This is a genomic window from Leifsonia sp. RAF41 (assembly GCF_052114085.1).
Classification (GTDB): domain Bacteria; phylum Actinomycetota; class Actinomycetes; order Actinomycetales; family Microbacteriaceae; genus Leifsonia.
On the sequence record NZ_JBFREB010000001.1, the window covers coordinates 538,907 to 562,134 of the forward strand.

The 23,228-nt window shown below is 63.3% G+C and carries 21 protein-coding genes and 1 tRNA gene; 9 read left to right on the forward strand and 13 right to left on the reverse strand.

The window, feature by feature from the left end; translation table 11 throughout:
• Positions 1–331: 331 nt before the first annotated feature.
• The 5 genes from AB4Y74_RS02615 to AB4Y74_RS02635 all read right to left on the reverse strand — a co-directional run bounded on the left by AB4Y74_RS02615 (position 332) and on the right by AB4Y74_RS02635 (position 5,812).
• Positions 332–1,687 carry an SRPBCC family protein gene (locus AB4Y74_RS02615; RefSeq protein ID WP_441797562.1) on the reverse strand — a complete coding sequence of 452 codons (1,356 nt, stop codon included), beginning with the start codon at positions 1,685–1,687 and terminating at the stop codon, positions 332–334.
• Between the two features lie 17 nt (positions 1,688–1,704).
• Positions 1,705–2,940 (reverse strand): MFS transporter, encoded by a 1,236-nt coding sequence (locus tag AB4Y74_RS02620; RefSeq protein WP_441797563.1) that lies wholly within the window; start codon positions 2,938–2,940, stop codon positions 1,705–1,707.
• On the reverse strand, positions 2,937–3,812 hold the full coding sequence (locus tag AB4Y74_RS02625; protein ID WP_441797564.1) for an aldo/keto reductase: 876 nt from the start codon (positions 3,810–3,812) through the stop codon (positions 2,937–2,939). Before AB4Y74_RS02625 ends, AB4Y74_RS02620 begins: the two co-directional genes overlap by 4 nt.
• A gap of 48 nt (positions 3,813–3,860) precedes the next feature.
• Positions 3,861–4,850: a hypothetical protein gene (locus AB4Y74_RS02630; protein WP_441797565.1), complete on the reverse strand. Its 990-nt coding sequence runs from the start codon at positions 4,848–4,850 to the stop codon at positions 3,861–3,863.
• A 143-nt stretch (positions 4,851–4,993) separates the two neighbouring features.
• A complete protein-coding gene (locus tag AB4Y74_RS02635) occupies positions 4,994–5,812 on the reverse strand; it encodes an alpha/beta fold hydrolase (protein WP_441797566.1) in 819 nt (272 codons plus the stop codon).
• Positions 5,813–6,013: 201 nt separating this feature from the next.
• Here AB4Y74_RS02635 and AB4Y74_RS02640 point away from each other — a divergent pair, with 201 nt between their 5' ends.
• Positions 6,014–6,667, forward strand: coding sequence for an SDR family oxidoreductase (locus AB4Y74_RS02640; protein WP_441797567.1), 654 nt, complete (start codon positions 6,014–6,016; stop codon positions 6,665–6,667).
• A gap of 98 nt (positions 6,668–6,765) precedes the next feature.
• Positions 6,766–9,483 carry an AAA family ATPase gene (locus AB4Y74_RS02645; RefSeq protein WP_441797568.1) on the forward strand — a complete coding sequence of 906 codons (2,718 nt, stop codon included), beginning with the start codon at positions 6,766–6,768 and terminating at the stop codon, positions 9,481–9,483.
• A gap of 19 nt (positions 9,484–9,502) precedes the next feature.
• On the opposite strand, the gene AB4Y74_RS02650 is transcribed toward AB4Y74_RS02645, so the two are convergent.
• Both AB4Y74_RS02650 and AB4Y74_RS02655 read right to left on the reverse strand, forming a co-directional pair.
• The gene (locus AB4Y74_RS02650) at positions 9,503–10,054 is read right to left on the reverse strand and encodes a recombinase family protein (protein ID WP_441797569.1); all 552 of its coding nucleotides are present in this window, start codon (positions 10,052–10,054) and stop codon (positions 9,503–9,505) included.
• A 98-nt stretch (positions 10,055–10,152) separates the two neighbouring features.
• A complete protein-coding gene (locus tag AB4Y74_RS02655) occupies positions 10,153–10,683 on the reverse strand; it encodes an MmyB family transcriptional regulator (protein ID WP_441797570.1) in 531 nt (176 codons plus the stop codon).
• Between the two features lie 115 nt (positions 10,684–10,798).
• Here AB4Y74_RS02655 and AB4Y74_RS02660 point away from each other — a divergent pair, with 115 nt between their 5' ends.
• Together AB4Y74_RS02660 and AB4Y74_RS02665 are read left to right on the forward strand one after the other, a co-directional pair.
• Positions 10,799–11,644 carry a helix-turn-helix transcriptional regulator gene (locus AB4Y74_RS02660; RefSeq protein ID WP_441797571.1) on the forward strand — a complete coding sequence of 282 codons (846 nt, stop codon included), beginning with the start codon at positions 10,799–10,801 and terminating at the stop codon, positions 11,642–11,644.
• Positions 11,645–11,793: 149 nt separating this feature from the next.
• Positions 11,794–12,618: a helix-turn-helix transcriptional regulator gene (locus tag AB4Y74_RS02665; protein WP_441797572.1), complete on the forward strand. Its 825-nt coding sequence runs from the start codon at positions 11,794–11,796 to the stop codon at positions 12,616–12,618.
• Between the two features lie 85 nt (positions 12,619–12,703).
• Here the strand turns inward: AB4Y74_RS02665 and AB4Y74_RS02670 are convergent, their stop codons facing one another.
• Genes AB4Y74_RS02670 through AB4Y74_RS02690 form a run of 5 tightly spaced genes read right to left on the reverse strand, consistent with a single transcriptional unit; the run spans position 12,704 to position 16,884 of the window.
• The gene (locus tag AB4Y74_RS02670) at positions 12,704–13,978 is read right to left on the reverse strand and encodes an FAD-binding oxidoreductase (protein ID WP_441800381.1); all 1,275 of its coding nucleotides are present in this window, start codon (positions 13,976–13,978) and stop codon (positions 12,704–12,706) included.
• 8 nt (positions 13,979–13,986) lie between these two features.
• The gene (locus AB4Y74_RS02675) at positions 13,987–14,751 is read right to left on the reverse strand and encodes an SDR family oxidoreductase (RefSeq protein WP_441797573.1); all 765 of its coding nucleotides are present in this window, start codon (positions 14,749–14,751) and stop codon (positions 13,987–13,989) included.
• Positions 14,748–15,233: a MarR family winged helix-turn-helix transcriptional regulator gene (locus AB4Y74_RS02680; protein ID WP_441797574.1), complete on the reverse strand. Its 486-nt coding sequence runs from the start codon at positions 15,231–15,233 to the stop codon at positions 14,748–14,750. The genes AB4Y74_RS02675 and AB4Y74_RS02680 overlap by 4 nt, the downstream gene beginning before the upstream one ends.
• 43 nt (positions 15,234–15,276) lie before the next feature.
• On the reverse strand, positions 15,277–15,993 hold the full coding sequence (locus tag AB4Y74_RS02685) for a hypothetical protein (protein WP_441797575.1): 717 nt from the start codon (positions 15,991–15,993) through the stop codon (positions 15,277–15,279).
• A 24-nt stretch (positions 15,994–16,017) separates the two neighbouring features.
• Positions 16,018–16,884, reverse strand: coding sequence for an alpha/beta fold hydrolase (locus tag AB4Y74_RS02690; RefSeq protein WP_441797576.1), 867 nt, complete (start codon positions 16,882–16,884; stop codon positions 16,018–16,020).
• 434 nt (positions 16,885–17,318) lie between these two features.
• On the opposite strand from AB4Y74_RS02690, the gene AB4Y74_RS02695 reads away from it, so the two are divergent.
• The 5 genes from AB4Y74_RS02695 (at position 17,319) to AB4Y74_RS02715 (ending at position 23,051) form a co-directional block, all read left to right on the forward strand.
• On the forward strand, positions 17,319–17,891 hold the full coding sequence (locus AB4Y74_RS02695) for a hypothetical protein (protein ID WP_441797577.1): 573 nt from the start codon (positions 17,319–17,321) through the stop codon (positions 17,889–17,891).
• On the forward strand, positions 17,888–18,610 hold the full coding sequence (locus AB4Y74_RS02700; RefSeq protein ID WP_441797578.1) for an SDR family oxidoreductase: 723 nt from the start codon (positions 17,888–17,890) through the stop codon (positions 18,608–18,610). The genes AB4Y74_RS02695 and AB4Y74_RS02700 overlap by 4 nt, the downstream gene beginning before the upstream one ends.
• Positions 18,611–18,617: 7 nt before the next feature.
• Positions 18,618–19,355, forward strand: coding sequence for an ABC transporter ATP-binding protein (locus tag AB4Y74_RS02705; RefSeq protein WP_441797579.1), 738 nt, complete (start codon positions 18,618–18,620; stop codon positions 19,353–19,355).
• Positions 19,352–20,683 (forward strand): FtsX-like permease family protein, encoded by a 1,332-nt coding sequence (locus AB4Y74_RS02710; protein WP_441797580.1) that lies wholly within the window; start codon positions 19,352–19,354, stop codon positions 20,681–20,683. The genes AB4Y74_RS02705 and AB4Y74_RS02710 overlap by 4 nt, the downstream gene beginning before the upstream one ends.
• A 1,180-nt stretch (positions 20,684–21,863) precedes the next feature.
• A complete protein-coding gene (locus tag AB4Y74_RS02715) occupies positions 21,864–23,051 on the forward strand; it encodes a tyrosine-type recombinase/integrase (protein ID WP_441797581.1) in 1,188 nt (395 codons plus the stop codon).
• Between the two features lie 68 nt (positions 23,052–23,119).
• On the opposite strand, the gene AB4Y74_RS02720 is transcribed toward AB4Y74_RS02715, so the two are convergent.
• Positions 23,120–23,207, reverse strand: a tRNA-Ser gene (locus AB4Y74_RS02720).
• Between the last annotated feature and the right edge of the window lie 21 nt (positions 23,208–23,228).

Here is a 23,228-nt window from a genome sequence, read left to right on the forward strand (position 1 = left end):
ACCCCCATCAGGCCATTTCATGGCCCCCCAAACGCACAGAAAAGCCCTAGATTCCGCGGTTTCTAGGTCCTTTGCAATCGCAGCGATCTCGTGGCATCTCAGAAAAGTGTGGGCAAAGTGTGGGCACGGGCCTCACCCGTCGAGCGCGATCCTCGTAGCGATGGATGCGCTCGGCAAGGGTCGTCGTGCGCTTGTCATGCCGGTGGCGACGCTCGTAACGGGCGGGCCTGCCGTGTGGCTCGCGACCGTCATGAAATTACCCAAGACTCCACATCGGGCAACGTCTGGCGAGCAGTGCCCTACGAACGGCCCCGCCCGCCACGCGTGTCTCTCAGTCGTTCGTGAACTGTGCGGCCGAAGAGGCCGTCAGCGTGTATGGATTCCCCAGCGAGGGGTACTTTTCGGACATGAACGCCACCAGCTCCTCGGTCGACGATGTCACCTCGGTGCCGGCGCCGAAGTCCCTCAGGTAACCACGGGTCCATTCGATGAGGGTGGGGGCCGCGTCCGATGGCGACGACGGGTCTCTGTGACCGGCGACGACCCACGCTGGGCTGTACGACTCCACGATGTTCAGCGCCTCGTCCCACCCCTTTCTGGCCTCGGCGTCGGCTTGCGCGAGCCACAGGTGGATGCCGTTGTAGGCGACGTCCCCGCCCACGACCGCGTCGAGGTCGCGCACGTAGACGACCGTGGACGGGTCCGTGTCGCTCTGTCCTACAGCGATCGGAACGAGGCTGTGCCCCTCCAGGTCGATGTAGGCGGATTCCAGTGCTTCGGGTCCGACGACCGACGTGGGGAGCTGACCGGGAAACAGCGACTCCCAGTAGGCCAGGTAGCCCTCCGTAAGCTGGCCGTCAGCGAACGGGATGACCTCGGGCAGCGCTATCGCCATGGCGTCGGGGTAGCGGCGGAGGACCGCTTGCAGTCCCAGGAAGTGGTCGGCATGCCCATGGGTGACATACACGGTCGTCAGGTTCTTGCCGGTGGCTTCGATCCAGGCGACGAGTTCGTCTACCTCGTTTACGGTGATGAGCGCGTCGACGAGAACAGCATCTCGCTCTCCGCTGATGAGCGTTGCTGTGCTGGCGGGCCACGTCGCCTGCCGGCTCACGTCCCATTCGGGGACCGGAGCGCCGATGGGCTTGTAGTCGCTTACGAAGACATTGAGCGACAGCGGCGACAGGAGCACGCCGCCTGCGTTCTGGAGGCACGCCTCGTACCACGAGACCATCTGAGCCTTGGCGGCTTCGTCCGTTGCGTCCCGGGCGCCGAATTCGGCGGTCCAGGTCACGACGGCTGCGCCATTGTCCTCGTGGACCCGGAGAACGGCAAGGTAATCCTTGACTGGCAGCGCGCCGGGGTCCGTGAAGGTGAAGGTGTGCGAGTGGGGTGTTGCCGAGAGAAGCTTTTCACTGACGCTTGAACCACCGCCCTGGAGGTACACCTCGCGGATCTGTGCGGGCTCGTCGGCGTTGACGCGTTCGACCCCGGGCATCCAGGAGACGTCGTAGAAGTTGCCGATACGGGACCAGACGTCTTCGGCCGTCTCGTTGAATGTCGCCGCTCGGGCGACGTGAAGGCGCGGAAGTTCCATCAGAATCCCGCCTTGTCGTTCATGGTGATTTGCATTGTGATCATCTCTGCTTTCCTTGATGGCACCCTTCAGGCGCCGCTGGTTGTGCACGTTTGGAATGGGAGGGGTCATCCGGATATAGGGGTCGGAGGTTCGCGCACGTTGTCCAACTCGTGGGTTGCTGTCTCTCGCCGGCCCAAGCTCACCATCGATAACGACCCGACGAGCGCGACGAGGATCGCGTAAGACACCGCGGTCGTCTCTAACCCGACGAGTCCACTGACGATCCCGCCTATGAGTACGGGTACCCCGTAGGCGGCGTAGGCGATTAGGAGGACAGCTGCCAAAAGAGCGCCCCGCTGCGAGTTGTGTGCGAGAGGCCCCAGGATTCTGAGCGTGGAGCCGAAGCCGGCGCCTTGTCCCGCACCGCCAATGATGGCCCCTGCGGCCAGGATGGGAATGTTGTGCAGGCTGATTCCTCCCACGGCCATGATGGCCGCGACCGTGACGAGAAGCGCTCCTAGGCGAGTGGATCGCACGGCGTTGAACCGGACGAAGATCAGGCCGGCAATCGCAGCCGAAATGGGTTGAAGGGCAACGATTGCACCGTTTAGCGCTGCGTTGGTGATGTCAAAGACATACCGATCAAGTGACGGAGTCAGTCCCAGGAAGAGTCCGGAGAACATCCAGCCCGCTGCGACAAGGGGGGCGAGGCTGATGAATCGGGCTTTTGCAGTGTTGGGAATCTGAAGCTGAGGTTTGAGGGTGCGCCAGACGCCCGGCCGACGTTCGGCCGTTTCGCGCACTAACAGGACTGAGACGATGCCCAGCGCGAAGAGAATGGCAAGGCATGAGAACAGAACGAGCGTCGGATCTGACGTCAGCTGAATCGCGACGCCCGCTCCGAAAGCGCCTAGGGCGAGGCCTCCGACGGGTGCGGCGCTGGTCACCACTGTCATTACGCTTTTGCGGCGTTCGCTGGAGAGTTCGATGATGGCGGCCGTGAAATTGCTCGTCGCTGCGCCCGTGGCGATGCCCTGCACGACACGGGCCACGATGATCCATCCGATTCCATCGGCTACGAGAAACAGTCCGCTGGAGATCATCATCATGACGAGAGCGCCGATAAGGACGGGGCGGCGGCCGATGAAATCGGACACGGAGCCCGCTATCAGGAGTGTGAGGAGAAGTGCTATCGCGTAGACGGTGAACGCCGTTGTCAGCTGCCAGTTCGGGAATCCCCATTCGCGTTGGTATACGACGAAAAGGGGGCTGCCGGCTCCGGCTGCGAATGCGACTGCTACGGACGCCACGACCACACCGGCAAGAGCTGCGGTCCCAATCCGCGACGTGTTTCTGGTCATCGGGCAGCCTGGTCGAGTTGCTGGACGTCGCTGCTGGACAGCTGGAGGTGGGAGGAAGCGACGTTCTGCTCGAGGTGCTCGACACTTGATGTGCCAGGGATCGGCAGGATCGTCGCGGAGTGCTGAAGAAGCCACGCGAGGGCGATTTGAGACGGCGTTGCCCCGGTGCGTGCCTGAATTGCCGCGAGGGGGCCGGATGGGGTCGTCAGTCCGCCGGTGGCGAGGGGGAACCACGGGATGAAGCCGATGTTGTGTGTGGCGGCGAAAGCGACCAACTCCTCCGAGTGACGTTCCGCGAGGTTGTACAGGTTCTGCACGGTGGCAATCGGTGCCAAGGTCTGCGCCTTTCGCAACTGGGCGACGCTGACTTCGCTCAGTCCGATGTGACGAATGAGGCCGGCTTGGCGAAACTCTTCAAGAGTGCCGATCTGCTCGGCGAGGGGAACCTTGTGGTCGATGCGGTGGAGCTGGTAAAGGTCGATGGTTTCACGGCGGAGTCGGCGGAGGCTGCCCTCGAGAGCCTGCCGAAGGTGCACCGGCCGTCCGTCGGTGATCCATTCGCCGCGGCTGCCTCGCACAAATCCGCCCTTGGTAGCGATGACGAGGTCTTTTCGATAGGGGAAGAGAGCTTCGCCGATGAGTTGTTCGGGCACTCCTGGTCCGTAGGCGTCTGCGGTGTCGATCAGGGTCACGCCGAGTTCCACAGCTCGGCGTAGAACGGATCGCGCGCCTTCAACGTCGCGTGGTTCTCCCATGGCGCCGGGGCCGGTGAGCTGCATCGATCCGAAGCCCAGCCGGTGAACCGGCAGGTCTCCGCCGATGACGAAGGTTCCGGAGGCGGCCGCGTCGGGCTGGGTAGAGGTGGTAGTCATGGTGGTTCCTTCTTTCGGGGCCGCATGTGGGTCTATAGACCGTGGGGCCTAAGAGACGGGCGAGGCGATCTTTTCGGTCGTGCTTGTGAGCCTTCGCGCACGCGGTCGGTGGCCGAGAACGGTGCGGATGCCGATCGTCGCGACGATCGCAGTGGCGGCCGCGACCACGAGCCAGGACACGGGCGTCACCCACGGGCCGCTGGCGAGGCTCAAAACGCGGATGCTGAAGGTGGCGCTGCTGGCGGCGGCAAAGGTCAGTGCCCAGAAGCCGACGGCGAAGGGCAGGGCGATGTATCGGCGAATGAGGAAGGCATGGGGGATGAGGAGCGCAACCATCACCCCTGTCAGGAGGGTGATCTCGGTGGAGGCTTCCGCTCCGTTCATCGCCCACCACGCGTTTCCTGCGACGGCCGGGGGTGCCGAGAAGACCGCGAGCGTCGGAAGGAGCGGCCCGGGAACGGCGGGTCCCGTCATGAACCGAGCGAGCAGGATGCTGCCGATCAGCGCCCAGAACAACAGGCCCACGCCGAAGACCGCAGTCGCGAGGGTTGGTGCTCCCACCCCAGCCAACGACTGCGAGGCGATCAGAGACGCCGCAACCGTCGGCAGCAAGTATCCTCCGTGAAGGGCGCCTTGTTCTCGTGGAACCGACATGAGGCGAGCGACGAACCAGACACCGAAGCCGACCGTGGCGATAAAGCAGATCCACACGCCGATGCTTCCCGGTGTGCGCGCGATGCTTACCAAGTGGCCGCTGAGGAGAGAGCCTGTCGCTGGTACGAGGGACGCGAACGGGCCTAGGACGGGATCCTTGGCGTCGGCCATCGCTGCGTGGGCGCTACGCGCTGTGGCGACGTATCGCACGATCGTGCTGATCCAGACGAGTGCGGCGAGGATCCAGAGGATCTCACCTATGGACCGCGGGGAATTCAGGACGGTGGTCGCCGCTGTCCAGGTGCCTGCCAGGCCTGAGAGCCCAAACGCAATGCTGAAGGTGTTCAGTGGCAGCCGCGGTCTCGCGGCGGATTGTGTTGCCATGGTTGCTCTTTCCGTGATGCCCTCGTGGGCTGATGAGCTGAACGTTGGTGCAACTGCCACTCACTGAGGGGCGGGCGTCACCCCTCGCCCGCCCCTCCCGCCACCTCGGGGTACCGGTGGCGTTCACCGCTGCTGCCGTGGAGTCACTCTGCGATGAACGCGAGGATGTCCTTGTCGAGGATCTCCTGGTAGTCGCCATGGATTCCGTGCGGGGCGCCCTCGTACACCTTGAGGGTGGCGTTCGCGACGAGCTCCGCAGCCTTCAGGGCGGCGTCCTTGATCGGGACGATCTGGTCGTCGGATCCGTGCGCGATGAACATCGGAACGTCGATCGCCTTCAGGTCTTCTGTCTGGTCCGTCTCCGAGAATGCCTTGACGCAGTCGTAGGCCGCCGAAAGGTTGACGAGCATGCCCTGGCGCCAGAAGTCGATCTTGGCGCCGTAGGAGACGTCCCGTCCGTGGTTGGCGCCGAAGAAGCTCTCTGCCAGGTCGAACCAGAACTGCGAGCGGTCCTTCAGAACGTTGGCGCGAATCTCGTCGAAGACTTCGATGGGAAGACCGTCAGGGTTCGCATCGGTCTTGACCATGAGCGGTGGGATCGCGCCGGCCGTAATGACCTTGGCCACGCGTCCCTTGCCGTACTGGGCTGCGTAGCGTACAACTTCTCCGCCGCCGGTGGAGTGGCCGATGACCACAACGTCCGTAAGGTTGAGGGCCTCGACCAGCGCCGAGAGATCTTTGGCGTAGGTGTCGATGTCGTTGCCGGTGAAGGTCTTGGTGGACCGGCCGTGGCCGCGACGGTCGTGAGCGATCGCTCGATAGCCGGCATCGCTGAGCAGTTTGATCTCGGTCTGCCAGGCGTCGGAGCTGAGCGGCCAGCCGTGGCTCAGGATGACGGGCTGTCCAGTGCCCTGGTCGGTGTAATAGATTTCGACGCCGTCGGGCGTGGTGATGTAAGGCATGTTCGTCTCCTGGTTGTGTTTGTGGTGACAGGGCGGGCAGCTGAAGCGGCGGTGTCTCTCATGATCGAGCGCCGTTCGAATCCACATCCGTCTGCCATGACACAAAAGTAGGAGTGCCCATCAGCACGCGCGTGTCCCCAGCACGAACATGATCCCGGCGGGAACAGGTACGACCTTTCTGCCCGCGAATAGTGTCTGTCCATGAGAATTGTCATTGCAGGCGGCAACGGACAGATCGCTCGGATTGCGGAACGCAAACTCACCGAGGGCGGGCACGTCCCCATCGCGCTGATCAGAAATCCAGTTCAGAGAGCCGGTTTGGAGGCTGCCGGGACAGAGGTCGTCGTCATGGACCTGGAGGACAGCAGCGTGTCGGAGGTGGCTGAGGTGCTGACGGGCGCCGACGCGGTCATTTTCGCGGCAGGCTCGGGCCCCGCGAGCCCGGTGGAGAGGTCTCTGAGCATGGACCGTGACGGCGCGATATTACTGGCTCTGGCGTCCGTTCAGGCAGCAATCAAACGATTCATTCTCCTCTCAGGCGCCGGCGCGGACGATTACGAACGCGACTCCCAAGACGGATTCCAGATCTACCTTCACGCGAAGGCGGACGCAGATGAGTTGGTGCGAGACCTTGAGCTGGACTGGGTGATCGTCCGGCCCGACGGGCTGTCCGATGAGGCGGAAGCCGGCCTCTTCGAGGTCGGTGATCGCGTTCCGCGGCGAGGGATTACGCGCTCCGACGTGGCAGCCGTACTCGTGCGCTTGGCGACGAGCGGTGACGTGTCTCGCAAGCAGTTCGAGGTCACCACGGGAGATAGCGACCTCGAACACGCGCTAGCAACTTTGAGGGAGTAGCTGCCGCAGACCGAACTCCGCCGAGGCCACATTTCGGTCACGCGCGCGGACAATCTGTGAAGTGGACAGGCATCTGAGTGCGCTAATAGCCTCGTGCCATGACTTTGGTGGGACGGGCCGGCGAACTCGCCGCTCTTGAGGAACTGATAGCCGACACGCAAAAGGCTCAGGGCCGCTCGATTCTTATTCGAGGTGACGCCGGTATCGGAAAAAGTGCCCTGGCGTGGGAGGTCGAACGGGCCGCTAAAGCCGAGGGATTCACCGTCCTTCGCTGCGCCGGGGTTCGCAGCGGCAGCCTCGCCGGGTATGCCGGTCTTCACGATCTCCTCCGTCCACTTTTCGGAGGTCTGGGTGATCTGCCAGACCGGCAAAGGGCTGCCTTGGAAATATCATTCGGACGACGCGAGGGCGACTCTCCTGACCGCCTGCTGATCGGGCTGGCAACCATGGGGCTTCTCGAGGAGGCCTCCACAACATCCCCCACCCTCCTCCTCGTCGAAGACCTTCACTGGCTTGACACTTCGACGGCCGCAGTAGTGGCCTTCGTCGCTGCCCGGCTCGGAGGCTTGTCCGCCTCCCTCGTCGCGACCACGCGGGTCGACCCGGCATATCCCGACTGGGAGAGCGCCTTCACCACCTCACTCACACCGGCACCGTTAGATGACGATACGTCGCGCGCTCTCGTCTTGGACCACACTCCGGGACTCGACGACACGCTCATGGGCCTGATCCTGGAACAGGCCCGAGGCAACCCCTTGGCCCTCGCCGAACTATCCGCCATCGTCCCGGATGACGCGGTCTCGCTCTCGTCCACTAAGCGCCTACCGACGACACGTCGGATCGAATCCACCTTTCTCGCGGAAGTGGGCCTCCTGCCAGAGGCGACGCGAAGCGCCCTTCTCATCGCGGCGGCCGGCGAAGACGCCCCGTATGACGAAATCGTCGCTGCTATCCGAAGCGCCGGTGGCTCAGAACACGACTTGATTCCCGCCGAGCGATTTCACCTCCTTCAGGTGCAGAACAACGCCTTTGTCTTTCGACACCCTCTGATCAGTTCGTCCCTCTACGAATCGGCAGGAACTCTCGAGAAAGCCAACGCGCATCAAGCGTTGGCCGGTGCTGCAAAGGACGCAGGCAGAGCAGCTCGTCACCGCGCATCAGGGACCCTCGGCTTCGACGAAGATGTGGCGGCTGAAATCGAAGCGACCGCGATCGCGGCCGCGCAGCAGGGGGCTTGGGTCGAGGCGACGGGAGCCTGGCGTCGTGCGGCGACCCTTTCGCCGTCACCCGATGACCGCGCCAGAAGACTCGTTGCTGCGGCAGATTCCGCGAGGCAAGCCGCCGCCCCCGGAGAGGCCGCTGATCTTGTCGGCCAAGCCAAGCCGATCGCGACGGACCCGGAGTTGATATGGCAGATTGCCCAAACAGAATGGATGCTATCGGTCACCGCTGTCTATCGTGGGCCGAGCACTGCCGAGCTGGTCACACTGGCGCAGGGCCAGCCGAATGCGGCAAAAGGACTAGAAATGCTGGTGTGGGCGGCGGCGACCTGCTACTTGCAGGGTCAGACGCTCGACGTACGCAGAACGGTCCACGAGCAGCTTGAATCGGTTCCCGACGGAGTCGACGACGTACTCCGATCTGTAGGTTTCGCGCTGGCCGACCCCCAAGTCCGATTCGACGACCCGACAGTGGCGCTGAAGCGCTTCGAGGGCAAGGTCAGCGAGTCCGATGGTCACCTCCTCAACCTCCTCGCCTTTGCTACGGAAAACTCCAACATGCAGACTGCTGAATCGGTGTGGTCCGCTGCCGTGGAGCTGTACCGGAACCTCGGCCAGGTTGCGAACGAGGCGGCCGGGCTGTGTGGTCGTGGCGTCGTGCGCGCGGTGCTTGGACGGTTGGATCTGGCCGTGATGGACCTCGAGCAGTCCATTCAGATCAGCCAAGACCTCAACCTGGGCGTGGTCTTGGCGATGGGGCTCGCCGGATTGGCGCGCGTCCAAGCCATGCAAGGATACCGAGAGCGAACACAAGAGACCTTGGACCGTCTTCGCCTCCGGCCCGAAGGCGAAGTCGTCGCACGCATCGCCGCAATGGGGGCCTGGGCCTCCGGGCTCCTGGCCCTGCAGCACGGGCGTTTCGCGGAAGCTTTTGCAGAGTTGCAAGGCACCTCTGCCAACCCGCCGATCGCGCTCTGGGCCGGCGCAGACCTTGTCGAAGCAGCTGCTGGATCTCAACAGGGGCACCTCGTCTCAGACTGGGTCACCCTCGCGGAGACGACGGCGGAGAGCGCGGATTCGGATCATCTGCGAATGCTGGTACACCGCGCCCGGGCGCTTCTCTCCTACGGCGACGAAGCCCACCAGCACTTTGAGCTGTCGATTGAATACGGAGCCCGCACGGAGGCCCGGGTCGATGTGGCCCGCTCACAACTGCTCTTCGGAGAGTGGCTGCGACGCGAGCGTCGAATCCGCGAAGCCAGAAGTCACCTGGCCAACGCTAAACGGGGATTCGAGGAGGCAGGGGCAGCGATTTTGGCGACCCGTGCCGCCGCGGAACTCCGTGCCGCAGGCGTGGCAAATGTAGACACCTCCTTCGAGGAACAAGCCGAGATGAGCCGTTCCCTCACCGCCCAGGAACTGCTTGCAGCGCAACTCGCAGCCACGGGCCTGACTAACAAGGAGATCGCCGACAGACTGTACCTTTCCCCCCGCACCGTCGGCGCGCACCTGCATCGCGCCTTCGCCAAGCTCGGCATCAGTCGGCGCTCCCAACTGCAACAAGCTATTGGAGGTGTCGGCCGACTCGCGTCGTAGCGGAGGTGCGGGGCGTTGATCAGTCCAAAAATCCCGCTGACCGTCGCACGCTCGATGCGCCCACACCTAGGTGGTCGGCTATCGCCTGCCACGTCGCACCTTCCCGGCGCATACGGCGGGCAATCGAGATGCGCTCGGGAGTCATCACCGTCGGGCGCCCACCAGTTCGCCCCCTCGACCGTGCAGCAGAAAGACCCGGCTGAGAACGGCGAGTCGCAAAGCGGCTTCCGACACTCGAAAGAGCGGCGCAGAGATCGAAAAAGAGCTCCCCTCCAACCCTGACGGTATCGATCGGCTCCGTCAGCGATCGCAATGCGACGCCGCGGGCTTTCAGTTGCTCAACGGTTACGAACACGTCTCGCAGGCTCCGCCCCAGCCGGTCCAGCGAATAGACCAGAAGCAGGTCACCGGCGCCCAACCCATCGATACAGGCGGCCAGGTTCGGCTGCGCTGGCCCGGCATTGGCGTCATCCATGTAAACGCGTTTCGCACCGTTAGCCTCGAGAGCATACGTCTCGTGCCGGACATCCGGATCAGGCGAGCGGACAAGCGCGTACGCCACGGTTCTCATGACTACCCACCATAGTTTCGGCCGATTTGATTTCGGTGACGACTTTTGGCTGACGATACAGCCTTCCGCCACGTCGGCGTCGTCCTTGCCTGCCGGCGCTAGGCCGAGCCCCGGATGATGTTCGCTAGGCGCGCCAGCTCTAATTCGGAATTCGGGTCGCACGGCTTCCAGACGACGAGGATCTCTTCGTCGCGCCCGGGCACTTGCAGCTGCTGGTATGCGAGCGTCATGGGCTCGACGCCTTCCGGCTCCAGGCGGTGTGCTCGCGTCGTGGGCGCTCGAACATCGTCGTTGGCCCAGGCCTCCGCGAATTCGCGGCTGCGTGCAGACAATTCCCCGACTATCTCAATGAATACGGGGTCTTCGTTGTGCCTTTGCAGCGACTCACGCAACACCGACGCCACTTCGTCGCTGATACCCGTGGCGTCCGTTGCGATGCGCTCGTCCAGGAACGTAAATCTGGCCATGTTGATGCCCACATCCAGGCCGGGAAGAATTGCCCTCGCTAGTGCGTTTGCTGCCAGCACTGTGAGGTGCTTGTCGTGGACGAAGGCAGGAGTGTCGCCCCACGAATCGACAAGCTGCATCGCCGCAGCTCGGGGGAACTCTGGGTCCTCGTCAACTGCCATGGGAGACACGTTACCCGCGGGGGTGCCGGCGAAGGTGTTCCCAGGAATCCCACCCACCCCGCGCTTGTTTCCCCACGGGGCAGACTGACCAGGTGGTCAAGTCACTGGAGGAACGATGAACAGCAAGTCATCCCTGCTTGGGGATTACCTATGGGCCCGGCGTGCCCTTGTTCAGCCGGAAGATGTCGGACTGTTTCGGGAAGACAACAGGCGCGTTGAGGGTCTGCGGCGAGACGAGGTCGCCACCCTCGCCGGGATAAGCACGGACTACTACCTGCGACTGGAGCAAGGTCGTGACACGCAACCATCGGACCAAGTGCTGGCTTCACTGGCTCGTGCGTTGCAGCTGGATCCCGATGGGCTTGAACACATGCGACGCATGGCCAGGCTGCGGCAACACAGCCCTCACGACGCTCCGCCGGCGGACCAATACGCGGTCCACCAGAGCCTGTCGCAGATGCTGGATCAGTGGTCCCAGAACCCAGCATTCGTTGTGACTCCGACCCAGGACATCGTCCTCGCCAACTCATTGGCGCGCCATCTCGGCGGTGGATACATGGACCCCGGCCGAAGCTTGGTCGAGACGATGTTCAGTCAGCTGATGCGCGATCTGACGCCCAACTGGGATGAGCTCGCAACCTCGACGATCGCAGATCTTCGGTACCGCTCTGACCCTTTCGATCCGCGGCTTCAGGAACTGGTCGGTACTCTCTCGGTCCGGGACCCGTTCTTTCCACGTATGTGGGCACGTCATGACGCTCGCCCCTTGATATCTGGACACACGGAGCACTACATCCAGGGCCTCGGGACAGTAGTGCCTTTGGAATGGCAAAATCTCGAGATCCTCGGTACCCATGGTCACGTGTTGACGGTGTTTCAGGCCGAACCCGATTCCGAGTCCAGCCGCGCAATTGACTACCTGGCGTCGCTTGGTGACCCCGCAACGACCTCTGGCGTCTGACCGCAGAGGTCGTCGACGCCGAATGTGGTCATTTGCTAGATGCTCTTAGGTCATCCCCTCCGGGATCGTGTTCTTCAGAGAGATGTTGAACCCTGGAGGGCAGACACCGTGAGCACACCGCAAAGACGAATCGAAAGCGAGTCCGTCTGATGGACGGCGCAGTAGCGCCGCTAGGCGACTTCTTGCGAGCTCGACGAGCCCAGATCACGCCGGAGGACGTCGGCCTCCCTCGCCAATCACGACGCAGGGTGGAAGGACTCAGGCGAGACGAACTTGCCCGCATCGCCGGAATCAGCCCCGAGTACTACCTGCGACTTGAACAAGGCAGGGACCGCCAGCCCTCCGAGCAGGTACTTCATGCCCTGTCTCGTGCGTTGAGACTCGACGGAGACGAATGGACCCACCTGGCACGACTTGCGCTACTGGAGAACGAGGTCGGCCGAAGCGCCGCGACGGGGCTTTCGTCCCATGCGCAGCAGAACATGGGTCGACTTTTGCAACAGTGGACGGGCACACCAGCACTTGTCACCGACTCGAACCTCACCATCGTGATGTCAAATTCTCTAGCGCAGGCCTTGGGAGCCGGTGGATTGAATCCGGGAGTGAACCTTCCGATGCTCGTGTTCAGTGACCTCGCGCAATCTTTGTCGAACGATTGGCAGGAGGTCGCGAGGTGGTGCGTAAAAGCGCTCCGCTTTCGCGGGGACCCGTTCGACAAGGGATTCCAGAAAGTCGTCGGCATCCTGTCCGTCCGGAGCGCCGAGTTCCGGCAGATGTGGGCGCGCCACGACGTCGGCTTTGTGAACATCGGGAGGACGACTCATCGCATTGAGGGATTCGGCAGCATCGAGCTGAACTATCAGAACCTCGCCGTGACAGGTTCACCCGGGTATGTACTCACGACTTTCCATGCGGAGACAGGCAGCCGTGCTCGCGACGTGCTCTCTCACCTGGCCGCGACTCAGCAGGCCTAGGACGGTGCCCCACTGCTCGGGAGATACCCAGGCGTCCGTGCAGGCCCGGCATGTTGTGTCTTTGCGGAAGGGGTGCGGCGTACGGTCAGGTGTTCGGCGCTGTCGCGCTGAGGTCGAAGTTCTGATTGAACACGCTCTCGGGGTCGACGGTTGACTTGATCCGTCGTAGTTTGTCGAGAGTGGCTGGCGGGAACGCCCGAGCGATGTCCTCCGGGCGGTGATTCGATTCGAAGCTCAGGTAGATACCGGGCATATCGTCTCGAAGGGGAGCCCACCCGTCGTCGAAGGCAGCCGATGCGGACGCCGAGACTCCTGTCACGGAGAAGTTCTGGTGGCGGTGAGCATAAGCGGTGGCCAGTTCGTCGACGTCGTTGATCGCGCCGCCAGCTGAGCGAATCTGGAGCATGTCCAGAGCGCCGCGGTCTACGAGCGACGCGAGGGCTGCGCTGAGGTGGAGGTCGAGGTGGTCGGCAAGGCCTGTGTGGGTGACGGCCGTCTGCTGACCCGAGTGCGGCGCGCCCATCGTGATGGGGACGTCAGCATAGGGGACGAGCTCGGCTCGCTGGCCCCGGATTCCCGGCAGCGCAGCGAACGGGGTGAGCGCCTTCTGCGCCCCGTTGACATCGCTGCCCGCATAGACGACGGTCGCCTGCGCAAACGGAGTTGGGCCCCCGCCGACGTAGAGAAACGCTGAGATGGCCCGAGGTGACGCCTCGACTGCGGCACCCCAGCTGACGAAGAAGGACGCGAGATCCTCGGGCGCGTACACAATCGTGGCTCGGGCAACTTCCGACGTCGGAGAGGCCTCGAACTCGAACGACGTGACGATGCCCATGTTGGCTCCCGCACCGCGGACGGCCCAGAAGAGGTCAACGTTTTCCTCCGCAGAGACTACGTGCACGCTACCGTCGGCCAGGACAACTTCAGCGCGGCGGAGACGATCGATGGTGAGGCCGTGGGCTCTCCCCATCAGGCCAAGTCCTCCGGTGGTCGCCAAGCCTCCCACGCCGACGTCGCCGGAGTCACCGGAACTGATTGCCAACCCCCAGGGCTGGAGCGCGTCGGCCACAGAACCCCATCGGGCACCAGGGCCGAGCCGAACATGCGTGGAGTCGAGTCGTTCGATGCGGGAAAGGCGCCGAAGATCGATAACCGTTCCGCCGTCGTTCGTGGACAAGGAGCTGATCCCGTGGCCACCACTGCGGATGGCGAGGGGGCCGGGGAGGTCGCGAGCCCGCACGATGGCCTCGGCCACTTGCGAGGTCGTGTCCGGCAAGAGCACAAGGGCTGGACGACCCACGGCGCCGTAGACGTGTTGGACGCTTCCGTAGCGGGCATCACCAGGACGAATTTCGAGCATGCTCACAGTCACCTCAGGCGGGGAACGGTCGGGGTCGGTCCAATGGTCTTGTCCACGAAGTACTGAAGGGTCGTTGCGGCCAGCGGGCTGGTGCCTGTGATGAGGTCCGCCAGATGATCGCCGATTTCGTCGCCGGAGAGCCAGAGTTCGTTGTCGATGCCGGCGAGCTGTCGCTGGCGCGTGCGCACGACGCCGAGGATGATTTCGTAAACCCGGATTCCTGTTCGCCTCAGCTCTTCGGCGAGGGTCACTGTCAAGGATTTCCCGGCGGCGGCGGTCAGGCCAACGACCCCGTTTCCCGGGAATGGGATTTCGGCGGACATGCCGTTCAACTGGATGAGCGCCCCGCCAGGAGCAATCAGCGGAACAAGGGCGCGGTAGGCGCGGAATACGCTCGTCAGGTTCTGCTCGATGAGAGCCGACCATTCGTCGTCTTCCAGGGACAGAAGGGGTTTCGCGCCTTGGTCGCCCCAAGAGGCCACAGCAACGATGACGGCGCTCAAGGGCCCGAAGGCCGCGACCTCACGCTCAACGTCTGCGGCGAACTGGGGTGCCAGGGAGTCGAGCACGAGCGTAGAGAGGCTCTCGTTGTTGATCCGCGCCTCGAACGCATCCAAGCGTTTCTTCGACCGACCGGTGGCGATGACGTTCGCGCCTCGGGCCAGGAGGGCTCGGACCGCTCCTTCTCCGACGCCGCCGGAACCGCCTACGACGAGGATGTTCTCCCCGGAGAGATCTCCTGATTTGACGGGTGTGTTCTCTAGCTGGGTCACGAGTCCTGAGTCCTTGCGGGTGGGGTGGCAGTGAGGTTTTCGATGTGGGTTGTCAGCGCATCGAGCGCGACTTCGAGCCCCGCGACTTGTTCCTCGGTCAGTCCGTCTGCGAACCATTTCTTTGCTGAACGCAGGTGGGGCCCGAGTGATGCGCGGTAGGCAGCACGACCCGTATCCGTCACGGCGAGGCGAATAGCCCTTCCGTCGTCGGATGCAGCCGTTTTTGCGACAAGGCCCCGTTTCTCGAGGCGACGCGTTTGATGGGCGAGCCGGCTGGAGTCCCAGCCGATGGCTCGAGCGCAATCGGTGGGACGGACGCCGTCACCGCTTGCGCTCGACAGCTGAGCCAGGATCGTGAACTCCGAGTCCGACAGTTGGGACTCGGCCCAGAGGTCTCTGCCGACCTCTCGGCGGAGGACTTCGAGCACGACCTGCAACTTCTGCCACGTATCTAAGTGGCTCGCGGGCATTTTTGCTGACACGTCAGGAACACTACCACTTACCTGACGCGTCAGTAAAACCTATTCATTCCACCGTGATGTCGCTGATGTTGATCGACACGATCAGGGGCTCGGGGACGGCGTGGCCTTCCTCGTCGCGGACGAAGATGGATCGATCCGTTGGGAGGATGAGTCCGCCAACCTCGGTTTGGCCGGTCATGTACTCGACCGCCGGGTTGCCGCCCATGATCAGCACGTCGTAGTCACGGCGCCGAAGGATGCCGTCCGAATCGGCGTAAAGGGTCTGGGTAGGGCTGTGCGTGGCGAGCATGCTCGGGTACGTCACCTGGAGTCGATCGAAGGTCTCCCCGTTCTCGGTCCAGGTTCCCGTCTCCTCGACGACGACTCCAGGGAAAGTGAACGACCACGGTTCCGTGTTGTAAGTCCACATGGCGTAACCCGTGAAGTAGGCCGCCTGAAGCTTGCTCCAGGGGGTCGTCAGCTCGTGTCCGTCGAAAGAGGCTCGCGGATTCGTGAGTTCTTCGATGACTTCGTTGTCGCCGCGCACGAGCGCGACGCGGTCAGGCGTGAACTCCGTGCGAACATCCGGGTCGCCGAAGTTCTGCAGGGACGTCCACTCGCGCGTCAGGTCGACCGTGAAGCGGCCGTGCTCAGCGATGCCGGGAACCTGCTTGAGCTCCCACAGCGCACCCCCGAACGAGCGGATAGCCGAGATTGTTTTCACCTCGGACCAGCGGCTTCCACCGTGGGCGTCGATGACTTTATCGAGAAGTGATGACATGGTTGTTCCTTTCGTTGGGTGGTTTCAGACGGCGCTGGACTGTTCGGAAATGAAGTCGTTGACCAACACAGCCGCCTCTTCCGGGTACTGGAAGATCGACGCGTGCGCTGCATCGGGGAAGATGTGGAGGCGAGCGTTGGGGATGAGACCGACCATCGTGTGGCTCTCCTTTGTCGGGATCATCCGGTCGTCATCCCCCTGAAGGATCAGCGTGGGCTGCGAGATGCCAGTGAGGCGTTCCAGTTTGGTGATGTCGGGGATTCCCCAATCGAGGATGGCGTCGTACTGGGCATCACGCGTTGCCGCGGTCGTCGGCTCGTCACGATCATCGGTGCGAGCGAAGATACGTCCGAGGAATGCCTTTCCGAGTTCCCGACTGGTGTCGGTCTGCGCGAAGAAGATGTAGAGCAAGCTCTCTGCTGTGCTCTGGTCGATTCGAGACTCGCGCTGAATGTCTTCTCTCCAACCGTGCATTCCGGGTGCTCCTGCAGGGCCAGTACCCGCGAGGACAAGGTTGCGCACGGCCCACGGCCGCAGCAACGCGATCTCCTGGGCGACGAAACCGCCGAGCGAGAAGCCGAAGACATCGAAAGTGCGCAGACCGAGCACGTCGATGAACGCGATGAGGTCGATGGTCATCTGCTTGATGGTCGACGGTACGGTGCCTGTCGATCCGCCGACGCCGGCGTTGTCGACGAGGATGACCTCTTGTTTCTGCGCAACTGCGTCGACCAGGGCCGGATCCCAGTTGTCTAGATTGCCGCGGAAGTGCATCAGGAAGACCAGCGGAACGCCGTCGCTGCTTTCCCCGAATCGGCGATACGCGTAAGTCACTCCGTTTGCAGCTTCGACGGTGAGAGTGGGTGCCGTCAGTTGCGAGGTGTCAGTCATGGTCGCTTCCTTATTTCATCAAGAGATTTGCGTCGGGGGCCGCAAGCGCCTGGGCCGAGGGAAGGCCCCGCTCGGCAAGACCGCCGTGCCCGTCTTCTCTGCCCAGCGATGCCGCTTGGTAGTTCGAGTCGCCCTGGTCGTTTGCTCCCCGAAAACACGGTAGAAGCTGCCATCTCGGGGACGCGTGTCCCCATTGGGAACAGGTCCCGGGAAGGGCCACCCAGACGATCTCCGCCTATTTCCGTTCGGCTCGTCTGACGGTGGAGGGCTCGCGCAACAGGCCGCGGTCAGCGGGTCGCGGTCAAACGATCCCGTCCTAGATCGGTTGAACCGCATCCCGGTCGGGTGGGGTTGTCAGGGACACGCCCCGACGAGGTCAACCCGACACGCTTGTACAACCAGCTGTTTCCGAGACATACGAACGGAGGGGGCACATGAGTGCCGTCATCTCAGGTACCCGCAAGTACCTCGCAACTCGGTTTTCCACGCCTGTTTCGCTTGGTTTCGACGAAGCCCGGGAGCTCTATGAATCTCTCGTCCCCGCACTCGACGTCGAAAAGCTGACAGAAGTTGCACGGAGAAGCTCCTCCTGGCAGGCCATAGCCGAGTGGACCCGCGCGCAAGCGCCGCTGGGCTTTTTGCGGTACTGGCGTAACGACGCGACACTGCTCATGCGTGTGGCCGGCAACACCTCTTTTTGCACGGCCTACCTGATGGGAAACCACGTGATCGCAGAGCGCATGTTCCGCCACGATCCGCGTGTGATGAATTACGCGCCCCTCCGTGTGGAACTCACCCAGGCTGGGGACGGCCCCGTCCTATTCACTGCCGAGTTGCCACACCTTCAATTCGGTTCCTTCGAACGACCAGAAATAACCGATGTCGGGCGCGACCTGTCCTCGGAGCTAGCCGCTCTTATCCGCGCACTGGGCGCGCCCGTCCCGATGGACCTCCAAGACTGGCCCCCTGGGCACCACCAGACCTTCGACGAAAGCGATAACCCATGACCACTCTCATCAATGCCGTCGTCCTCGTGACGGGAGCCAACGGCGGACTCGGACAGCAGTTCGTCCAGCAAGCGCTCAACCGAGGCGCTGCCAAGGTCTATGCGGCCGCCCGCACACCTCGCGACTGGGGCAACGACCGGATTGTCCCGCTGCAGCTGGACGTCACCGACCCCACCTCCGTCAGATCCGCTGCCGATCAGGCCACAGACGTGACAGTCGTAGTCAACAACGCGGGGATTCTCCGCCGGGGCTCACTGACAGAAGGGCCACTGGCGGATATACGCGAGCAGATGGAAACGAACTTGTTCGGCGCCATTCACATCACTCGCGATTTTGCTCCCGCCCTCAAAGCTCATGGCGGAGCCGTTATCAACGTTGCGTCCGTCTTGAGTTGGCTTGCCATCGGTAAGGGTTACAGCGTCTCCAAAGCCGCCCTCTGGGCAGCGACGAACGCGTTCCGCCTGGAGCTGGCTCCAGAGGGAGTCCAGGTTCTCGGTGCATATCTCGCATTCACAGACACGCCGATGAACGACGGCATGACCATCCCTGAAATGAACCGCCCCGCCGACGTCGTCAATGAGGTGTACGACGGCCTCGAGTCCGACGCACATGAAGTCCTCGCCGATGAGACGACTCGAACCGTACGGGAGGGCCTTTCGTCCGATGTTGGAGTGCTCTACCCGGCTCTACGCTCTGAGACGACCGAGTTACAGAGGTGAGTGACCAGTGAGCGCCCTGATCGAGGCGACCGGTGTATCCAAATCTGTTCGGGATGCGGATGGTGGTCCGCGCAGCATCCTGCAGGACGTGTCCCTTACCGTCGCCGAAGGCGAGATGGTCAGCATCGTCGGCCCAAGTGGCTCGGGAAAATCCACGCTGCTGTACTGCCTATCCGGCTTGGAAGCACCAACGGCCGGCTCAGTGAAGCTACAGGGCACGAACCTCGCGGCGTTGACAGCGAGACAAATGGCAGTCACTCGTCGGGACCGGATCGGATTTGTTTTCCAGGCCTACAACTTGATCCCGTCCCTCAGCGTTTACGAGAACGTTGCCCTGCCCGTGCGACTGGCGCGGCAACGGCCCGACCGCGTCCGGATCCTCAGCGCGCTGGATCGCGTCGGCTTGTCGGGATTCGAAAACCGCCTACCGAGCACCCTCTCGGGAGGCCAACAGCAAAGAGTTGCCATCGCACGGGCAGTTGCCGGCTCCCCTTCGGTCGTCTTTGCCGACGAACCGACAGGGGCGCTGGATTCGGCAGCTGGCGCCGCCGTGCTCGACCTTCTGCGCGAGCTGGCGTCAGATAGGGCGGCCGTTGTCATGGTTACCCACGATGTGGATGCGGCTGCGCGCGCGGACGCCGCCTTCGTCCTGCGGGATGGCCGTATCGTAGAGCGCCTCCGCGACCCGTCACCGGCAGCGGTTTTCTCCGCTCTCGGACCAACGCCGCGCACGGACGTGTCATGATTCGGCTCATTGCCGGCGATCTGAGGGCCACAGTCAGACTCTGGATCTCAGCGTTTGGGATCGCTGCTGGTGCCGCTATCGCGTACTCGATCCCCGCGTCCCTCATCGGCGGCGCTATCCGTGCCGGTGGCCTTGCCAGCCTTGCTCTTGCCTCAATCAGCGGGGTTGTGATCCTGTTTTCGACTTTGGCGGTTGCGATCGTCGCCGGATCGTCGATGCAACTTCACGTAGCCGTCCGGCGGCGTTCATTCGGCCTCTGGTCGGTGGTTGGTCTGTCTCCAACTGCTATCGCGCGAGTGGTAACCACCGAGTTGGCGGCGGTCAGCCTGCTCGGGACCAGCTGCGGAATTGCTATCGCTGCCGCTTTTGTGCCTTCCGTTGTACAGGAGGAGATTCGAGCCCTCCCGGGCGTCGGCACGGTCGACGCTCACCTCACGGCGATGTCAGCCTTGATCGTGGTGGGTTTCGTATCGCTGTTTCTCGTGGGCGTAGGCCGTAGCGCCGCGCGTCGGGCGGGCCGCACGCCGCCCGTGGCACTGACCACTGGTGGGGGGCGCGAACCTCGACCTCGGCTCACCTTGCGCGTCGTAGTCGCAGCCAGCCTGGCTGCCGTGGTGACCCAAATGGTTGTCACGCTGCCCGGCTCCTTGCACACCGGTGGAGCCCAAGTGGTTTTTATCGGGCCCTTGGCGATCGGGGTTGTGGCGGCGATTGGTCCATGGCTCATTCCCGCTGTCACTTTCGCCTGGACCGGACTCATTCCGCCGTCAGCTTCCGGTTCGTTCTTCATGGCCCGCGCAGCCGTTCGTCAGGCGACTTCCCGAAGCTCCGGGACGACGGTGGCGTTGATGGTCGCGTTTGCCGTGCCCATGGCGCTGGAGTCTGGACACGACACGCTGGCCTCGGCAACTGGGGGTGGTTCCGCACCGGCCACAGGCGCCGAGTTGATTCTGAGTGGGCCAATTCTGATGGCGCTGATAGGCGCCGCTGCCTCCACTTTCATGTCGAGCCAGGCCCGCTCCCGCGAGTTGGCACTGACGGCTGCCGTGGGCGGAACACCGCGATTCCTGGTCACGATGACTGTCTGGGAGTGCGTCATCAACCTGGCAACTGCGGCAGCGTTGGCGGTCGTCGTGATCGGCGGCTGTTCCCTCGTAGAGGGCGCCCGTCTCGCGACCGTTTCAGGAAGCGCCCGTGCGGCATTGAGTGTTGCCGGCTCGGCGTGGGTGGCAGTCATCGCGGTTCCCATCCTCCTGGTCGCCACCGTCGCGCCAGCCGTCTTCTCGATGCGCCGAAGCGTCCCCAGAGCCCTATCGATCGAGAGCTGATCTCTCGAAGCCACTGGGTCTGAAGCTAGCTGGCAGGGGCTTGGGAGGCGGAGCTGACGGACTGGCGCCGCTGGTGACGGCCCATTTACGGCTTCGCGGACGTCGTTGGAACGGAGACCTGCCAGGACCGCTGGGTTGTGGAGGCGATGTTCCCGTAAGACGCGCCCGCGAAATGCCGGGTCAAGGCAGCCCAACCGCAAGAGTCGGCGCATGCGATCGACTATGCCTGCCTCGCCGCCAAAAGCTAACGCCTCATCGAGTCGGTGTCGAACGTCCACGTTCACCAGAGACTCGCTCAGGGCGGCAATTGATCCCCATGGTCGCGACATGCCGCGACCACCAAAGTGACCACCAAGTGAAGCCGGGGCAGCCGAGCAACAAGCCCACGGGAGGATCAAAGAGCGAGGATCCGATCCAGCGCACGAAATACAGATGGAGCGGCGAGAGGGCCTCAAGGTGGAAAGCCAATGCACGTAGGCACTCTTTTGAGTGGACCGAAAAATCGCCGGAATGTCGGGGGTCGCGTGTAAACCCAGTTGCATGGCCAAACGGGGGAGTTTCGGCAGGGTTGAACGACGCGTGGCGTCCTATGCGCGGCAGCGGCAGGAGCACGAGGTGGCGGCTGCTCGACGTGCTGAAGGGCGCCAGCTTCAAGTCGTCCACAACCTCGAAGCAGAGCAGCGACGAGCGTCGGAATCCCAATCGCGCACGCGGACAGATACGCTTCGACGACTGCATCACCTTGGCCGAGACCTAGACCGTCTGCGACGAGAAGAAGATGCTCTCTTGACCGATCGGGACGAACTGATCTTCCAGTTGAGGCAACTAGGAACCAGTTGGAACTCCATCGCAGCGGCCAGCGGACTGAGCCGACAAGCGCTCAGCATGCGCGCTTCCAAGACCCAGGGGCGGTCCTGATGACTTTCCTTCCGCCCCGCACGGAGCAGCCTGGCGCGTTGAGACGCCGAGTCAAGGGTGCAGCTCCGCTGCATCGCGAAGCGACGCGGAGCGCCCTTGACACGGCCTCTCAAAGCGCGATCCTCCTTGGCCGGGGTGGATGGAGAGAAGCCGGGTCTCGGGTGAATCGATGGCGCGCGTCAAATCGATGCCCAAAGCACAACTTGTAGTTGGAAGTTCATCGCCGAAGTGAACGGCTCAGGAGCCGAGCGAGGAGGTCGCGGTGGGAACCGTCACACCCTACGAAACCGGCGGCGGCCGTCGATGGCGTGTGCGCTACCGCACACCGGACCATCGACAGACCGACAAACGCGGCTTCACGACGAAACGCGATGCCGAGCTGTTCCTAGCCAACGTCGAGATATCCAAAGCTGCGGGCTCTTACGTCGATCCGCGCGCCTCGCGGATCACGGTCGGCGAACTCGCCGTCGACTGGCTCGCCAACAAACGCCAAGCGATGAAGCCCTCCAGCTTTCACTCCGTCGACACCTCGTGGCGCGTCTACGTGGAACCACGTTGGTCCACTACCGCCGTCGGGTCGATCCGGCCCAGTGCCGTTGAACAGTGGATCCGCGAGCTCGGCGAAGGCTCGGCCGTCTCGACGCAACGCGTCCGCTGGACCGCGGACGACTCGCGCCCGCGATCCGCGACCGTGGTGCTGCGGGCGCTCGGCGTTCTTGCCGGCATTCTCGACGTCGCTCTGAAAGACGGTCGCGTCGCGAAAAACGTCGCCCGCGGCGCCGACGGGACGCCCCGCAAACACTCGAGCAAGACCCGCCGCTACCTGAGCCATGAGGAGGTCATCCGCTTCGCCGAGGCGGCCGAGACGGACATGCAGGCGACGCTACTCATCGTCCTGGCCTATTGCGGACTCCGATGGGGCGAGGCAACCGGGCTCCGCGTGCGGGACGTCGTGATGCTGCGCCGACGACTGCAAGTCAATCGCACCGCGACCGAGGTGAACGGAAACGTCGTGGAGGGTCTCCCTAAGACCTGGGAGAAGCGTTCCGTCCCGTTCCCACCATTTCTCGCCGAACCCCTAGCGCGCCTGTGCGAAGGGAAGGAGCCCGACGACCTGCTGTTTGCGGACCGCTTTGGCGGCTTCCTGAGGCGCCCCAGCGCCAGCAACAATAAGCGCTCCTGGTTCCTGACCGCTCTCACCGGAGCAGGCCTCGAGCGGCTCACACCGCACGACCTCCGTCACACCGCCGCGAGCCTCGCCGTCAGTTCAGGAGCGAACGTGAAAGCCGTGCAACGGATGCTCGGACACAAGTCCGCAGCGATGACGCTGGATACCTATGCAGACCTCTTCGATGATGACCTGGATGCGGTTGCGATGCGCCTAGATGCCGGAGGCCGTCAGAAAAATGTGGGCAAAGTGTGGGCACAGCGTGCTCGCAGCGACGACTAAATGAACCCTGGAGTGCCGAACTTCCGCGCTACCACTGGGATCGCGGGGCAGAAGCCGAAAGAAGAAAATGGCGGAGAATGGGGGATTCGAACCCCCGAGGGCTTGCACCCAACACGCTTTCCAAGCGTGCGCCATAGGCCACTAGGCGAATTCTCCTGGCGCTGCCTTCCGCTCTCG

Excerpts from the sequence above, each read along its gene's own strand:
- AB4Y74_RS02620 (WP_441797563.1), bottom strand. The coding sequence starts at position 2,940 with ATGACCAGAAACACGTCGCGGATTGGGACCGCAGCTCTTGCCGGTGTG.
- AB4Y74_RS02625 (WP_441797564.1), bottom strand. The coding sequence starts at position 3,812 with ATGACTACCACCTCTACCCAGCCCGACGCGGCCGCCTCCGGAACCTTC.
- AB4Y74_RS02630 (WP_441797565.1), bottom strand. The coding sequence starts at position 4,850 with ATGGCAACACAATCCGCCGCGAGACCGCGGCTGCCACTGAACACCTTC.
- AB4Y74_RS02635 (WP_441797566.1), bottom strand. The coding sequence starts at position 5,812 with ATGCCTTACATCACCACGCCCGACGGCGTCGAAATCTATTACACCGAC.
- AB4Y74_RS02640 (WP_441797567.1), top strand. The coding sequence starts at position 6,014 with ATGAGAATTGTCATTGCAGGCGGCAACGGACAGATCGCTCGGATTGCG.
- AB4Y74_RS02645 (WP_441797568.1), top strand. The coding sequence starts at position 6,766 with ATGACTTTGGTGGGACGGGCCGGCGAACTCGCCGCTCTTGAGGAACTG.
- AB4Y74_RS02650 (WP_441797569.1), bottom strand. The coding sequence starts at position 10,054 with ATGAGAACCGTGGCGTACGCGCTTGTCCGCTCGCCTGATCCGGATGTC.
- AB4Y74_RS02655 (WP_441797570.1), bottom strand. The coding sequence starts at position 10,683 with ATGGCAGTTGACGAGGACCCAGAGTTCCCCCGAGCTGCGGCGATGCAG.
- AB4Y74_RS02660 (WP_441797571.1), top strand. The coding sequence starts at position 10,799 with ATGAACAGCAAGTCATCCCTGCTTGGGGATTACCTATGGGCCCGGCGT.
- AB4Y74_RS02665 (WP_441797572.1), top strand. The coding sequence starts at position 11,794 with ATGGACGGCGCAGTAGCGCCGCTAGGCGACTTCTTGCGAGCTCGACGA.
- AB4Y74_RS02670 (WP_441800381.1), bottom strand. The coding sequence starts at position 13,978 with ATGCTCGAAATTCGTCCTGGTGATGCCCGCTACGGAAGCGTCCAACAC.
- AB4Y74_RS02685 (WP_441797575.1), bottom strand. The coding sequence starts at position 15,993 with ATGTCATCACTTCTCGATAAAGTCATCGACGCCCACGGTGGAAGCCGC.
- AB4Y74_RS02690 (WP_441797576.1), bottom strand. The coding sequence starts at position 16,884 with ATGACTGACACCTCGCAACTGACGGCACCCACTCTCACCGTCGAAGCT.
- AB4Y74_RS02695 (WP_441797577.1), top strand. The coding sequence starts at position 17,319 with ATGAGTGCCGTCATCTCAGGTACCCGCAAGTACCTCGCAACTCGGTTT.
- AB4Y74_RS02700 (WP_441797578.1), top strand. The coding sequence starts at position 17,888 with ATGACCACTCTCATCAATGCCGTCGTCCTCGTGACGGGAGCCAACGGC.
- AB4Y74_RS02710 (WP_441797580.1), top strand. The coding sequence starts at position 19,352 with ATGATTCGGCTCATTGCCGGCGATCTGAGGGCCACAGTCAGACTCTGG.